The following is a 14,341-nucleotide window of genomic DNA, read 5'->3' as shown; positions in this document are numbered from 1 at the left end:
AAGAAACCACAAGAAGTTTGAAATTCTTGTGGCTTTGAAATGATTATTTATATATAAAATTTAAACTTTAAAACATATGATTTTTAATTCTAAAATTTTACGTTATTCATGTGAAATATAATGTGACTTACCTTTTAAGAATAAACTTAAGATTAATGCAATAACACTAAACAGAGTTGCAATCCAGAAAGCGTCATTTATACCTTGTACAGTTGCAAGTTTATTTAGAAACTCAACAAGTGCTGACATGCCACTTTCTTTTCCACCAACAGAATCTGAAAGTGCTTTAACTTGTTCTTGAATAATTGGATCAGTTGAATCTAAATTATCTGACATGTTAGCTAAATGAGTAGTCGTATTTTGTGTCATAACTGTTACAAGTATTGCAGTACCAATTGACCCTGCCAATTGTCTCACTGTGTTACTGATTGCATTACCATGCGGTATCAATCGTTGAGGTAATGAATTCATCCCAGCCGTCATAATAGGCATCATGATAAAACTCATACCAAATGAACGTACGATATAAATAATTAATATTGTTGAATATGGTGTATCCATATTTAACTGTGTTAACTCCCATGTTGCAAAAGTCATAATTGTTAAACCAATTAAAGCTAATGGCTTAATACCAAATGAATCTAGCATTTTACCAGCAATTGGTCCCATAAAGCCCATTATTAATGAACCTGGTAACAATAATAAACCAGAATCTAATGGAGAGAACCCACGAAGATTTTGTAAGTAAATTGGTAATAATATCATACCGCCAAATAAACTCATTGTTACGATAACGTTAATAACTGTCGTTAATGTGAACCCAGAATATTTTAATGCTGACATATCAAGCATTGGATTTTTCATTCTTATTTCACGAATAACAAACATTGTTGTAAAGATAACGCCAATAATTAATGATAATGAAACTGTTGTAGATGTCCATCCATTATTACCCGCTTCACTGAAACCGTATAATAATAGTCCAAAACCTAACGTACTAAATATAATACCTTGAACGTCTGGTTTAGGGTTAGACGTTTGCTGATAAATTCTAAACCAGAAATAACTGATTATGATAGAAATTAAACCGATAGCAAACATTCCGTAGAACATGATATTCCAATGGTAATTTTGTACAACCCAACCTGATAATGTTGGTCCTATAGCTGGTGCTAAAATAAATGCAATACCTAATGTACCCATTGCTGCACCACGCTTTTCTGGTGGGAAGATTGTCATAAACACATTAGAACCTAATGGCATAAGCACGCCTGCTCCTACAGCTTGTATGACACGTCCTGTCATCATCATTGGAAAGTTTACTGACAACGCGCAAATGAATGATCCGATTGTAAACAGAATCATTGCTATAATGAATAATTTTCTATAAGAATACTTACTGATTAAAAAGGCGCTGATTGGGATTAATATACCATTTACAAGCATAAATCCCGTCATTAGCCATTGACCAGTTGAAGCTGAAATACTAAATTCATTATTAATAACAGGTAATGCTACATTTAATAATGTTTGGTTTAAAATTGCTATGAACATACCGAACATCATTGCAATTAATATTTTATTTCTTGTAATACCTTTACCATAAACAAAATTAACATGATTCTTTTTAATTTGTTCGTTGATTGGTTCGTCTTCATGTATTTCCATACCACGATCAGATAATACAGAATCTTCATCTTCTGAATTATTATTATCGTCAGATACGTTTTCTTTAAATGATGGTTGATTATTTTCATCTTGGTTCATTTGTTCAACTTGCTCTTCTTTATATTCTTTTTGATGACGGTTAACTGTTAAGCTATCATCATCTTTAGATTTAAGTTGACTGTATTCTTCTTTATGATCTTTTTCAAAAGATTCATTAGAAACTTGTTTTCTTTTTTTACGTTTTAATACAAATGCATTAATTCCAATCCAAAGTAAGATTGCAATTATTATATAAGCCACCGTAAAGGTTGATGTCATAATACACCCTCCTTAATTCTTGTGGATTCGAACTTCAACATTCATTCCTGGAACAACATTTGTTGATGGCTTAGAATCAAATGTGATTTTCACTGGAACAACTTGTGTCACCTTTGTATAGTTTCCATTACTATTTGATGAAGGCATCAACGAGAAACTTGATGCAGTTGCTAATCCAACTTGAGACACTTTACCTTTAACACTAGCTTTTTGACCATCGATATCAATGTCAACTGCTTGTCCTTCTTCTACATCCTCTACATCTGTATCATCAATGTTTGCAGTTACATATAAATCATCAAAATTATATGCATAAGCAATCGGTGAGCCAGCTTGTACTAAATTGTTTTCTGTTTCAGAAGTTTTTACGATTGTACTTTTTGATGGTGCTTCAATCTTCATTTTTTGAGATTGACCATCTTCACCTTTACCTTCTACTTCACCAATTTTATCGCCTTTGTCATAAGTTTTACCTTCTTTAGCGTCAAAACTAGTTAAATTACCTGATACTGGACTAGCAATTTTAATTTGCTCTCCATCCACTTTTGCATTTTCTGTTTTTACATAATCTGTTGCTTCACTATAATAATGGAATCCTACTAGGCCAATAGCCACTAAAACCACTATCGTGATAACATTTACAAGCACGATTTTTTTCATTACTTTATATCCTCCATATTTCAATGATTTACTTATTATACGGCTACGCTTTTACTAATTAAACCAACAAAAATTAAAAATTTGTCGGGTTAAATTAACTAAAAAATCAGATAAATCAACATATTAAATTAAAGTTTTTAAAGTATATTAATATATATTCTATACTTTATTTGTTAAAATATAGGACATGTAAGTTATCGAGGTGAATTATGAAAAAACATGCGAGACAATTAATTATTAGTAATATGGTTTATTTATTGGAAGATTATCACTTTGACGAAATTACAATAAAAATGTTGTGCGCAGAAAGTGGTATTAACCGTTCAACTTTTTATGCCCATTTCAAAGATAAATATGATACATATGATGAAATCCAAAAATATCACATGAGTAATTACGAAAATTTAATGGATAATATTGAACTATCTATTATTGAAGAACCAGCCAATAGGAGAAAATATGTAAAACGGTATTTTACAAATGTTTTTTACTATATTTTAAAGTACCAAAAATTTTTCTATAGTGTCTTTGTTTTACATCCTGAACGAGATTTTATCATTAACTTTATCAAGCTTATAAAAGACAGAATTGAAAAACTCATTTCTAAAATCGGTACATTACAAGATGCCAACTTCTTTCTTGAATATACAATTGGTGGACAAATCGCGTCTATATATAGTTGGTTACGGGACGGATGTCAGGACTCACCTGAAAAAATGGCAGATATTATGTATAGAAACATCTTAAGAATAAACAGATAAAAATTAATGCTCCTATTTCGTTTGAATTTTAATTAACGAAATAGGAGCATTTATATTAGAAACTGGATAAACCAGTCTCTTCTTGTATTCTATATAATAGTTTCTTCCACAGTGATTCATCTTTATATTCATCATACTGTGCAGTGTATGAATGTTCATTATTAATCCATGCATCATTAAATGTTGTAGATAGTTTTTGAAACGCAGGATCATCCTGTTTACCTTGAATTATAATATCAGTTTCCAAATTGTAATCATTCATATTTCTTCTAGTTAAATTGGATGAACCTAATATCATCGTTGCATCTTTATTTTCATGTTGTTCAAACAATAAATATTTAGAATGAAATTGTTCCCCATTGCTTAAAGCCCATTTCACTTTAATATTATTATTTGTTCGATTAATTAATTCACTAGCTACCGGTTTATTAGGCACGCCTGGTTTTTCTTTACCAAAAGCTTCCTTATTAATGTCTAAAATAATTTTAATATCTACATTTCTTTTAGATGCTTTTATCAGTTCTTTAACAACATCACGGTCAGATAAATAGAACATACCTATTGAAATACGGTCTTTGGATTGTACTTTCTTAATGTTACTAATGACCTTTTCTTTAATTTTACCTTCTGTAGCCAATTGTACAGTATAACGTGCATTATCTTTCCAACTATTATGATTGATTTTAAAATCTGATTCGTCATATTGAGCACCGCTCATATTTATAGCAGCAATCTCAGATTTTATGAGTGCCTTTTGAATCGGACCAGACACTCTTACACCGACATTTTGATGATAACCACTTGGATCGTGAGGATTGCTAGAAAGTATCATCCCATGATTTTCAGTAACAAGTGTTTTTCTGTGATTGGCTTTCATATTTAATAACTTTAAATAACTTCTAACAGTAACATTTGGTGCTTCTCCACTCAGAGGGTTAGGCAACTTACCTTTCTCACTATTACCAAACCATTGAAATAATGTGCGATATGCACCTGAATAAATAGGATTAGAATCTCTTAACTTACTTAAATTTGTGTAACGTACATCTATATTATGATTCTTTAAATCTTTTATATTATCAGGCGTGTATGAGCCATAAAATGTATTGATAGGGTCTGTTAATATTATGATTCTAACATTTGGATTCTCTTGTTTTTTCTGAATTAAAGAATCTGTAATCCGTTTTGATATTGGTGGATACTTTTTGTCTCCAGTTTGATAACCATTGAATAAAAACATATCCATTATAATAAAATCATTTGCTTCTTGAATGGTTTCATTGACTTTATCAAATATTTCGTGGTCGTAATGCATTTCATTTCCGGATTTATATGATAAATCAGTTAATAGTTCTACATCATCTGTTTTAGTCTCTGAACTTAATTTTGATACTCCATGAGGTAAGGGCTTAAATACGTTATAAATACTGACTGCTATAATCGTGAATATTATTATATATAAACTCCATAAAATATAATGTTTCTTAAATTTACTTCTTTTCTTTTTACTTTTTGTAGATTTTTTTCTTTGCTTTAAATTATTTTTACTCTTCACATTTGTTTTCTTTTTATTTGCCAAATTTATAACCCCCTCTCCTTATATTTTTATTATATCAAAATATAATTGACAGCGATGGATTACTTTGGTATTTTTATTAATATTGAATTTTTCAGAATTTTTAGAGAAAATACATAGGAGTGAAGTAAATTGACAGAAGCATTAAGACCTTTCCGTGCCGACCATGTTGGCAGTTTATTACGCACAGAACCTTTAAAAGAAGCTAGAGAGAAATATTTTGAAGGTAATCTATCTAAAGACGAATTAAAAAAAGTCGAAGATGAAGAAATAAATAAAATAGTCGAAAAACAATTAGAAGTCGGTTTAAAAAGTATCACTGATGGAGAATTTAGACGTGCTTATTGGCACTTTGACTTCTTAGAAAATTTAACAGGTATTGAAGATTATGAGCCTGAAATTGGACTGACTTTTAATGGTGTAGAAACTAAAAAGCACGACGTAAGAGTTGTCCAAAAAGTTGAATTTAATCCTAATCATCCACACTTTGAACATTTTGAATATTTACATAAGCAAGTTGACGGTAGAGCTGTAAGTAAAGTGTCTATTCCAAGTCCAAATCAATTATTTCACCCAAATATTTTAAACCACGATATTTATCCTGATATTCATGATTTTGCTAAAGATGTATCAGAAGCTTATCGTCAAACTATTTTAAAATTTTATGAACTAGGTTGTCGTTACTTACAAATTGATGATGTTTATTGGGCTGGATTAGCAGCAACAAAACAACTTATCAAGAATAGAGAGCGTACAGAAGATGAAAAAGCAGAAGCAATTAAATTAGCCGCTAAAGTAGTGAATGATTCATTGAGAGATCTACCAAATGACCTATTAATTACTACTCATATTTGTAGAGGGAATTATCAATCTTCATGGGCAATTAGTGGTGGATATGAGCCAATTGCAAAAGAGCTATTCACAGAAAAATTACAAGGTTTCTTCCTAGAATACGATGATAATCGTTCAGGAGACTTTGAACCTTTAAGACATTTTGATAGAGACGATGCTTATATCGTTCTAGGATTATTCACTTCTAAAACTGGTGAATTAGAAGATAAAGAGAATATACTAAATCGTCTTGATGAAGCGACAGAATATGTATCGAAAGACCAACTATGTTTAAGCCCACAATGTGGCTTTGCTTCAACTGAAGAAGGTAATATCTTAACAGAAGAAGCACAATGGAAAAAGTTAGCTTATATTGTTGAAACAGCAAAAGAAGTATACGGCGAACTATAATTACAACAATTAAAAATGTTTAACTATTTCATTTATATAATGCTCCTAACCCTTTATTTTAATTAAAGGATTAGGAGCATTTATTTTGAGTATGAGATTTATATTTCGCCTTTTTTGCTATTTTATTCAATGGATTCAAATGCATACTTTTTAATTGCTTCTTCGTGTTGGGGGTAATCTACTAACAATTCTTCTTGAGTAAACAATTCGAATTTTTCAAATTGAAAACCTGGTGAACACATACAGCCTACTAATGCAAAATCATTATCGCCTTCAACAGTTGATGCAAATATTGTATTTTTAGGTACAAGTGCTTGTAACACATCACCATCTTGAATGTTAGGCCCTACTTTTACTTGTTCATAAACGCCATTGGAATGAATCATGTGCACAGTTAATGTTTGTCCTGCATGATAGTACCACACTTCATCTGATTGAATACGATGAAAATGAGATATGTTATCTTTTTCTAATAAAAAATATATACTCGTATACATCGCATTTTGGTCATCCAAAGTATGACTAGATTTAATAATTTCTTTATAATAGCCACCTTCAGGATGAGGCTCTAAATTTAGCATATCAATCCATTGTTCTTGATTCATTTTTATCTCTCCATTTATAATTCAACGTTATGATAAACTTGTTGAACATCTTCTAAGTCTTCAATAGCATCTACTAATTTTTCAAACGTTTCTAAATCTTCTTCAGATAATGTTACTTCAGATTGTGCTAACCAAGATAATTCAGCAACTTCGAAGTCCTCTACACCATTATTTTTTAGTACAGTTTGGACTTGAGCAAATTGATCAGGTTCAGCATAAACAATTGTTAAATCTTCTTCTTCAATAACATCTCTAACGTCTAAATCTTCTTCCAATAATAATTCAAAAACTTCATCAGTAGATTTACCTTTAAATGCAAATACTGCTGTGTTATTAAACATGTATGCTACTGATCCAGAAACACCCATATTTCCACCATTTTTACCGAATGCAGCTCTAACGTCACTTACTGTACGGTTAACGTTGTTTGTTAATGCATCTACAATAAGCATTGAACCACTTGGACCAAAGCCTTCGTATCTTAATTCATCATAATTTTCTTCTGAACCGCCTTTTGCTTTTTCAATAGCTCTATCTACTATATGTTTAGGAACAGAATACGTTTTAGCTTTTTCCAATACGAATTTTAAATTTTGATTAGCCTCTGGGTCTGGCTCACCTGATCTGGCTGCCATGTATATTTCACGGCCGAATTTCGCGTATATTCTACTCGTATTTTTATCTTTTTGGGCTTTTTTTTCCTTAATATTATTCCATTTACGTCCCATAATTCCATCTCTCTTTCAAAGTGAGTTATTTTAACATTCTTATTATACAATATTGCGCTCATCTCGCAAAGTTTACCGTTTTATGTAAAAAAAGTGAGATTGAAAAATCTTGATAAAAGTAAACTTTTAATTTTGCCATATACTACCAATATAATAAAATAGACTGAGACATGTAATTTTGTCTCAGTCTATTTATTTAATCTCTCAAAATACTCGCTAATCTAAGTATATGCATGATGATGTTAAGTAAGTTTATAAATAAGTTAAATCCCATTTCTCTCGGTGAAAATTGACCTCTTTTCATTCGATTGAAATCGTACACTGTATATAATAAGAATAAACCAATTCCAATAACTGAAATAATTGTATGGAATATAGGATTATTTAAAAATATACCAATAAAACTAGCAATAACTAAAGCTACTAATGTAACAAATAAATATTTTGCTAATCCCGCGGCATTATCAATCATGAAGTAACCTAGCACACCAAAAGCAGCAAAGGCTCCTATAGCTAACGCGATATTACCATAAAATGCTTGAGTACCTAATGTTCCTAGGTAATACATAAACGATGTATAAGATAATATACCAATTAAAAATGCGAATAGATTTGATATTAATCCGCCAAATTTTCTAGATGATTTTGTAAATAAAGAAATCATTATCATAGCGAATAAGCCTATTGTTATAGGTAGATATAATGCTGGTGGCACAAACTGACCTAAATATGTACCAATTCCAAAAATTACCCAATAGTATAAAAAATACAACCAAGTTTTTCGAATTGATGAACCTCGTGATTCTATTTCTTGATATGTACCGTAGTTATGTTCATAACTCAATTTTTATCATTCCTTTTATAAAGTATTATCCATATTTTACATGTTAGACCTTAACATATCAAACGAGTTGATTGATTCAAATTTGTAATATTCAATCAACAACCATATATTACCATATTACATATATACCCCACCATCACAGTGACTATGCATATAAATATTTTTCAAAACAATATTTAATATTATTGTGTTTTTATTACAAGATGATTACATACAGTACACAGGTTTTTATTTTTGTTACTATTTATCTATCGAGGGATTTATATATTAGCTATTAGCTTTATGCTTTATAACATAATATCGAGATAACAAGGAGGATAAGCCTTTGAAAAAATTTGCATTCGCGGTAACAGCAGTTTCAGGTGTTGCAGCAATCGCCGCTCATAACGATGCTGAAGCTTCTACACAACACACTGTCAAAAATGGTGAGTCATTGTGGGCTATTGCAGATCAATATGGTGTGTCAGTAGATCAACTGAAATCAAGTAACAACATTTCAGGGAATATGATTTTTCCTGGACAAGTCATTACTGTAAACGGAAGTAGTTCAGCTGGAGGAAGTGGTTCACAAGAAACAGCAACTTCAGGTTCTACATACACAGTTAAAAATGGTGATTCTTTAGAAGTAATCGCCCAAAAACATGGTGTTTCAGTTGACCAACTTATGAAATCAAATAATTTACAAGGTTATATTATCTATCCTGGTCAAACTTTAAAAATTGCAGGTGGTAGTGGTAGTGATACAACTGCACCTTCTGACAATACACCACCTTCTCAAACAGGCGGTAACCAAACATTTAATGACCAAAACTTATACGACTGGGGACAATGCACATATTATGTCTTTGACCGCAGAGGTCAAGCTGGTAGTGCAATTAGCACATACTGGGGAGACGCAAAATATTGGGCTGGCGCTGCACAAGCAGACGGTTTCCGTGTAGATAATACACCAGCTGTTGGTTCAATTATGCAATCAAGTGCTGGTCAATATGGTCATGTTTCATATGTAGAATCTATTAATGCAGATGGTAGTCTACTTGTATCTGAAACAAATTACAATACACCACCGGGTGTAACAGACTATAGAACAATCCCTGCATCTGAAGTTTACAACTATTCTTATATTCATTAATATATTGAAAGAGGCTGGGGCATAAATACATGTCTCAGCCTCTTTTATTATAATGGCAGTAGCTGACTGGATTGAAAATGCGCTTATATCAAGCTTTTTCCAACCCTAGTCATCCTTGCCGGGGTGGGACTACGAAATCTATTTATTAAAATGAGATTTCTGTCCCATCCCTTTTTTAATTTAAATTAAAAAGCACACTTTCAAGTTACAATTGAAAGTGTGCTTTCCTATTTTTATACAAATAGTACGCAAATATGATAAATAATAAACGATAGTATTATTGATACTGGTAATGTAATAATCCATGTAATAATCATTCTCTGAGCTGTAGTCCATTTAACACCTTTAACGCGTTGAGAAGAACCTACACCTAAAATTGATGAAGATACAACATGTGTTGTTGATACTGGTAAATGAATAAACGTCGCACCAAAAATGACAAATGCTGATGATAAGTCTGCTGCAACACCATTTGCCGGACGAATTTTCATAATGTTACCACCAACAGTTTTAATGATTTTCCAACCACCTACTGCTGTTCCAAGTCCCATTGCGGTAGCACAACTTACTTTAACCCACAATTCTATATCAGTTGTAGATTGTAGATTAGCTGAAATAAGCGCCATAGTAATAATACCCATTGCTTTTTGAGCATCGTTTGTACCGTGTGAGAAAGCTTGTAAAGCTGCTGTACCAATTTGAATAAATCTAAAATTTCTATTTGTTCTTGTTAAGTTATTATTTTTAAATACAACTTTAAAAATGGAATACATCGTAAACCCGACAATAAAAGCAAGAATTGGAGAAGCAATTAATGCTAATATAATTTTAGAAAATCCTTGGTAATGTAATACGCCGAACCCTGCCGAACCGATTGCAGCTCCAGCGATAGATCCAATTAGAGCATGTGAAGACGAACTTGGAATACCAAAGTACCAAGTGATCAGATTCCATGCTATTGCTGAAAGCAATGCTGCTAAAATAACAATCGAACCATTTTCTAATTTGAATGGGTCAACGATATCTTTTGCAATTGTTTGGGCAACACCTGTCGCCATTAAAGCTCCGATAAAATTCATTACTGCTGCTAATAATATGGCATGTCTTGGTTTAAGTGCCTTTGTAGATACTGCTGTTGCGATAGCATTGGCTGTATCATGGAAACCATTAATAAAGTCAAAAAGTAACGCACATACAACAATAGCTACGGTAAGAATGAGTAAACTATCCATTTTTTAAACTCCTTAGCTATTTTTCATAATGATTTGTTCAAGTTTGTTTGCTACTAATTGACATTTATCTGCTACATCTTCTAATGATTCGTAAATATCTTTTATTTTTATTAATGTTACAGGGTCTGTTTCACTGTTGAAAATGTATTTAATAGATTGTCTTAAAATACCATCACAGTTAGTTTCATATTCTTTAATGTTGATTGAGTGAACGCGAATATGTGAGAATTTCTTCTCTGCTACAAGTGACACAGCAATTGCAATTTCTTTTACTGCTGCTTGAATGTTCTTAACGAATTCTGCCATGTAGTCATCAGAATAACTGATAGAGTACATTTCAAACATTGCTGATGTTTCTTCCATTTCATCTAAAACATCATCCAATGCATCACAAAGTTCAAGAATATCTTCTCTTTCAATTGGTGTGATGAAAGTTTGATTTAAATCTGTAATCATTTGGTGCATTAAATCATCACCATTTGATTCATAGGCTTTTATCTTATCTGAATAAGCTTTCAAATCGAAGTCAGAGTCAAAATCCATTTCTCCAAATTCAACAGATGCGCGGCTTAAATTCTCAGCTATAGCTTCTAGCTGTATACCAAACTTATCCTTTTTCTTATTAAACATTAATAATCCTCCCAAAATATACATCATAATTTACGTAATTACTCTTCCATTGTACTCTTTCAAATTGAATTAAACCACTATTTATTAATGTATTTTTAAATTTTTAAGTTCTTTGTAAACTTTCTGAAAATACAATGTTTACATTGATTTTTTATAACATAAAAAAAGACTAATGGCAAGCATTAGTCTTGAAAACCTTTATAACGCGCGTTGTATAACACGTTTAGAATGTATATAAGCAAGTACTCCAAAGAGAACATATATTAAAGAGTATAGTGACATAACAATTAATACTGGTGTGTAGAATGATTCTCCCATAAAGAACCAACCTGATTTAGCAGCAAAATAACCATGACACAAACCGATAATAAGTGGTAATGCAAAGTTAAAACTAATTTTCAATGCTATACCACGTGACATATCTCTTGAAGTATAACCAAGCTTTCTTAAAATCTTGTAATTTGAAGTTTCATCTTCAGTTTCATCAATTTGTTTAATATATATGATACAACCCGTTGATAGTAAGAAAGCTATCCCTAAGAATCCTAGCACGAATAACATTAAACCTAATGTGCTTTTAGAATTTTCATATATTTCATTGTAAGATAAAGCACCGCCATTTTCATCTTTTGCTACCTTAGCGAATATACTTTCAGCTTTTTTAATATCTTGTTTATTTTTTAAATTAATACCATATTGATCATTATAACTATCATTTTTAGCTTCATTCTTTTTCATTTCATTGAATGTATCATCTGAAACAACATTAACAGGACTATTAAATGAAACTATACTTGCTAAATATTTATCATTATTAATTGATTTAACTTTTAATTTTTTCGTTTCATTATTTACCTTATAAACAATTGGCTCTTTATCATCTACTGTTACAACTTTATCTAACATATCACTATAACCAACTATTGCAACTTCATCATTTTTTAAATTTATATCTTTAAAATCTGAAGCTTTTGCAACAACAGTCGGAGAATTAGATTGTTGACCTTCCATATCATTTCGAGCTTTAAATACTTTTGAATCATCTAACTTATAGAATGTCACATGGAAATCATGAACTTTATATGGAATACCTTCGTTCTTAAGTTCTTCTTTAAATTGTTTCGCTTTGTCTTCTTTAATGAAGATATAGTCATCTGGTGATGTATCACGAGCAGTTTCTGCTGCATTATAATATGAAATGTAACTTAAAGATAAGAGCCCTACTGCTAAAGCTGAAACAATTGCGATAATTGTAAGAGATAAAGCATTTGTTTTCATTTTATGCATAATAGATGAAGTTGATACAACATCTGTAACAGTTAACATTCCTCTTTTATACTTACGTATCGTATTGAATATTAAAGATATAGAACATCTAAATAGTAAGTAAGCACCTACTATTGTTAAGAAAAGTATAGTTAACATTCTTGTATATAAATCGATCATACCCTTAGAATTATCAAATAATACACTTGATAAATAATAACCACTAATAATCATAATGATACCTATTGCACCGAATATAAGCTCGTATAGTTTTATTTTTTTAATTTTAGTGTCCGTTGCATGATGTTCATTCATTAAAGTTAAAATTGTTTTTCGTTTAATGAAAATATAGTTTTGTATAGATATAATAATGTAAATAACAATCATTAATATTACAGTTTGTAAAAGTGCTTGTATACTAAAATCTAAATGTGCTTCTTGATTTACTCCAATTATTTTATAAAGTATCATAAGTAAAATTTTTGATGAGAAAAATCCTAAAATAGTACCTGAAATAACTGTAAGTGCAAATAACACTAGATTTTCTAAAGCGAATATTTTAAATACTTCACGTTTAGTCATACCTATTAATTGATATAATCCCATTTCTCTTGATCTTCTTTTTATAAATAATTGGTTTGCATATAATAAGAAAATCACAATAATAACAGTTAATAATGTTATACCAATTTTAATACCTGCGTCTGGCTTAACGCCAGATTGTAGGCCTTTTAAATCATCTGAATACTTTAAAGTTACAAATCCAAAGAATAACATGACGCTCATCGTAATTGAAAAAACATACATACTATAATGCTGGATACTACGTCGTAAGTTTTTAATGACGATTTGATTAAAGCTCATTTACGACACCACCTAACACACTTTGTGTTTTGATGATTTCTTTATAGAATGTTTCTCTATCATCGTCTCCTTTATAAAGTTCAGAATAAACTTTACCATCTTTTAAGAAAATAACACGATTAGAATAACTTGCAGCTACCGAATCATGTGTAACCATTACGATTGTTGCACCAGTTGTTTGATTAAGTTGATCCAACTTATTAAGTAAATCTGAAGCTGATTTAGAATCTAATGCACCTGTCGGTTCATCAGCAAATATTATAGATGGTTGTGCTATAAAAGCTCTTGCTGCAGAAGTTCTTTGCTTTTGACCACCTGAGATTTCATTAGGATATTTGTTTTGGATATCTAAAATACCTAATACTTTACTAACTTCTTCGTATCTTTTATATGCTTCTTTTTTAGAGATTTTTTGAATTGTTAATGGCAACATAATATTTTCTTGAACAGTTAACGTATTTAATAAATTGTACTCTTGGAAAATAAAACCTAATTCTTTTTTTCTAAAGTTCGACATCTGTCTGTTATTCATATTTTGTAGTTGATTACCATTGATTTCAATTTGTCCACTAGTTGCGTAATCGATAGAACTTAATACGTTAAGTAACGTTGTTTTACCAGAACCAGAAGGTCCCATTATGCTAATAAATTCGCCTTTTTCTACTGACATATCTATTTGTTTTAAAACTTCTTGTTGATTATTTTTAGAACCATAAACTTTTACTAGTTGTTCGGTTTTTAATATGCTCATTTTCAAAACTCCTTTAAATTTGTTTATGGTTTAATATTAATCGTTTACCGCTTCTAAATCCTTC

The 14,341-nt window shown here is 30.7% G+C and carries 13 protein-coding genes; 3 read left to right on the top strand and 10 right to left on the bottom strand.

The genetic code is table 11. The features are described 5' to 3' along the window. Positions 1–102: 102 nt before the first annotated feature. Both LQ688_RS12650 and LQ688_RS12645 read right to left on the bottom strand, forming a co-directional pair. Entirely contained in the window at positions 103–1,986 is a 1,884-nt protein-coding gene (locus LQ688_RS12650) for a DHA2 family efflux MFS transporter permease subunit (protein WP_016998926.1), read from the bottom strand. 12 nt (positions 1,987–1,998) lie between these two features. Continuing rightward, positions 1,999–2,646, bottom strand: coding sequence for an HlyD family secretion protein (locus tag LQ688_RS12645; protein ID WP_016998925.1), 648 nt, complete (start codon positions 2,644–2,646; stop codon positions 1,999–2,001). 209 nt (positions 2,647–2,855) lie between these two features. Between LQ688_RS12645 and LQ688_RS12640 the strand changes: the two genes are divergently transcribed. Next, positions 2,856–3,407, top strand: coding sequence for a TetR/AcrR family transcriptional regulator (locus tag LQ688_RS12640; RefSeq protein WP_016998924.1), 552 nt, complete (start codon positions 2,856–2,858; stop codon positions 3,405–3,407). A gap of 55 nt (positions 3,408–3,462) precedes the next feature. Here LQ688_RS12640 and LQ688_RS12635 read toward each other — a convergent pair whose 3' ends face one another. Beyond that, entirely contained in the window at positions 3,463–4,986 is a 1,524-nt protein-coding gene (locus tag LQ688_RS12635; protein ID WP_135031183.1) for a phospholipase D-like domain-containing protein, read from the bottom strand. Between the two features lie 129 nt (positions 4,987–5,115). Here LQ688_RS12635 and LQ688_RS12630 point away from each other — a divergent pair, with 129 nt between their 5' ends. After that, positions 5,116–6,225: a 5-methyltetrahydropteroyltriglutamate--homocysteine S-methyltransferase gene (locus tag LQ688_RS12630; protein WP_016998922.1), complete on the top strand. Its 1,110-nt coding sequence runs from the start codon at positions 5,116–5,118 to the stop codon at positions 6,223–6,225. A gap of 122 nt (positions 6,226–6,347) precedes the next feature. On the opposite strand, the gene LQ688_RS12625 is transcribed toward LQ688_RS12630, so the two are convergent. From LQ688_RS12625 to LQ688_RS12615, 3 genes are all read right to left on the bottom strand, one after another. Further along, positions 6,348–6,830, bottom strand: coding sequence for a cupin domain-containing protein (locus tag LQ688_RS12625; protein WP_016998921.1), 483 nt, complete (start codon positions 6,828–6,830; stop codon positions 6,348–6,350). 14 nt (positions 6,831–6,844) lie between these two features. Continuing rightward, the gene (locus LQ688_RS12620; protein ID WP_016998920.1) at positions 6,845–7,558 is read right to left on the bottom strand and encodes a YebC/PmpR family DNA-binding transcriptional regulator; all 714 of its coding nucleotides are present in this window, start codon (positions 7,556–7,558) and stop codon (positions 6,845–6,847) included. A 196-nt stretch (positions 7,559–7,754) separates the two neighbouring features. Beyond that, positions 7,755–8,402: a Bax inhibitor-1/YccA family protein gene (locus LQ688_RS12615; protein ID WP_275583999.1), complete on the bottom strand. Its 648-nt coding sequence runs from the start codon at positions 8,400–8,402 to the stop codon at positions 7,755–7,757. Between the two features lie 325 nt (positions 8,403–8,727). Between LQ688_RS12615 and LQ688_RS12610 the strand changes: the two genes are divergently transcribed. Beyond that, positions 8,728–9,534: a LysM peptidoglycan-binding domain-containing protein gene (locus LQ688_RS12610; RefSeq protein WP_016998918.1), complete on the top strand. Its 807-nt coding sequence runs from the start codon at positions 8,728–8,730 to the stop codon at positions 9,532–9,534. Between the two features lie 233 nt (positions 9,535–9,767). On the opposite strand, the gene LQ688_RS12605 is transcribed toward LQ688_RS12610, so the two are convergent. The 4 genes from LQ688_RS12605 to LQ688_RS12590 form a co-directional block, all read right to left on the bottom strand. Beyond that, positions 9,768–10,766: an inorganic phosphate transporter gene (locus tag LQ688_RS12605; RefSeq protein ID WP_064205079.1), complete on the bottom strand. Its 999-nt coding sequence runs from the start codon at positions 10,764–10,766 to the stop codon at positions 9,768–9,770. Positions 10,767–10,778: 12 nt separating this feature from the next. After that, positions 10,779–11,396 (bottom strand): DUF47 domain-containing protein, encoded by a 618-nt coding sequence (locus LQ688_RS12600; RefSeq protein WP_016998473.1) that lies wholly within the window; start codon positions 11,394–11,396, stop codon positions 10,779–10,781. Between the two features lie 198 nt (positions 11,397–11,594). Continuing rightward, the gene (locus LQ688_RS12595) at positions 11,595–13,526 is read right to left on the bottom strand and encodes an ABC transporter permease (protein ID WP_135021012.1); all 1,932 of its coding nucleotides are present in this window, start codon (positions 13,524–13,526) and stop codon (positions 11,595–11,597) included. Continuing rightward, on the bottom strand, positions 13,516–14,277 hold the full coding sequence (locus LQ688_RS12590; protein WP_016998475.1) for an ABC transporter ATP-binding protein: 762 nt from the start codon (positions 14,275–14,277) through the stop codon (positions 13,516–13,518). The genes LQ688_RS12595 and LQ688_RS12590 overlap by 11 nt, the downstream gene beginning before the upstream one ends. Positions 14,278–14,341: the final 64 nt, after the last annotated feature.

This window comes from Mammaliicoccus sp. J-M40 (assembly GCF_022386395.1).
Lineage (GTDB): Bacteria > Bacillota > Bacilli > Staphylococcales > Staphylococcaceae > Mammaliicoccus > Mammaliicoccus lentus.
The sequence above is the reverse complement of the archived record's forward strand: the minus strand, read 5'-3'. Positions and strand labels throughout refer to the sequence as shown.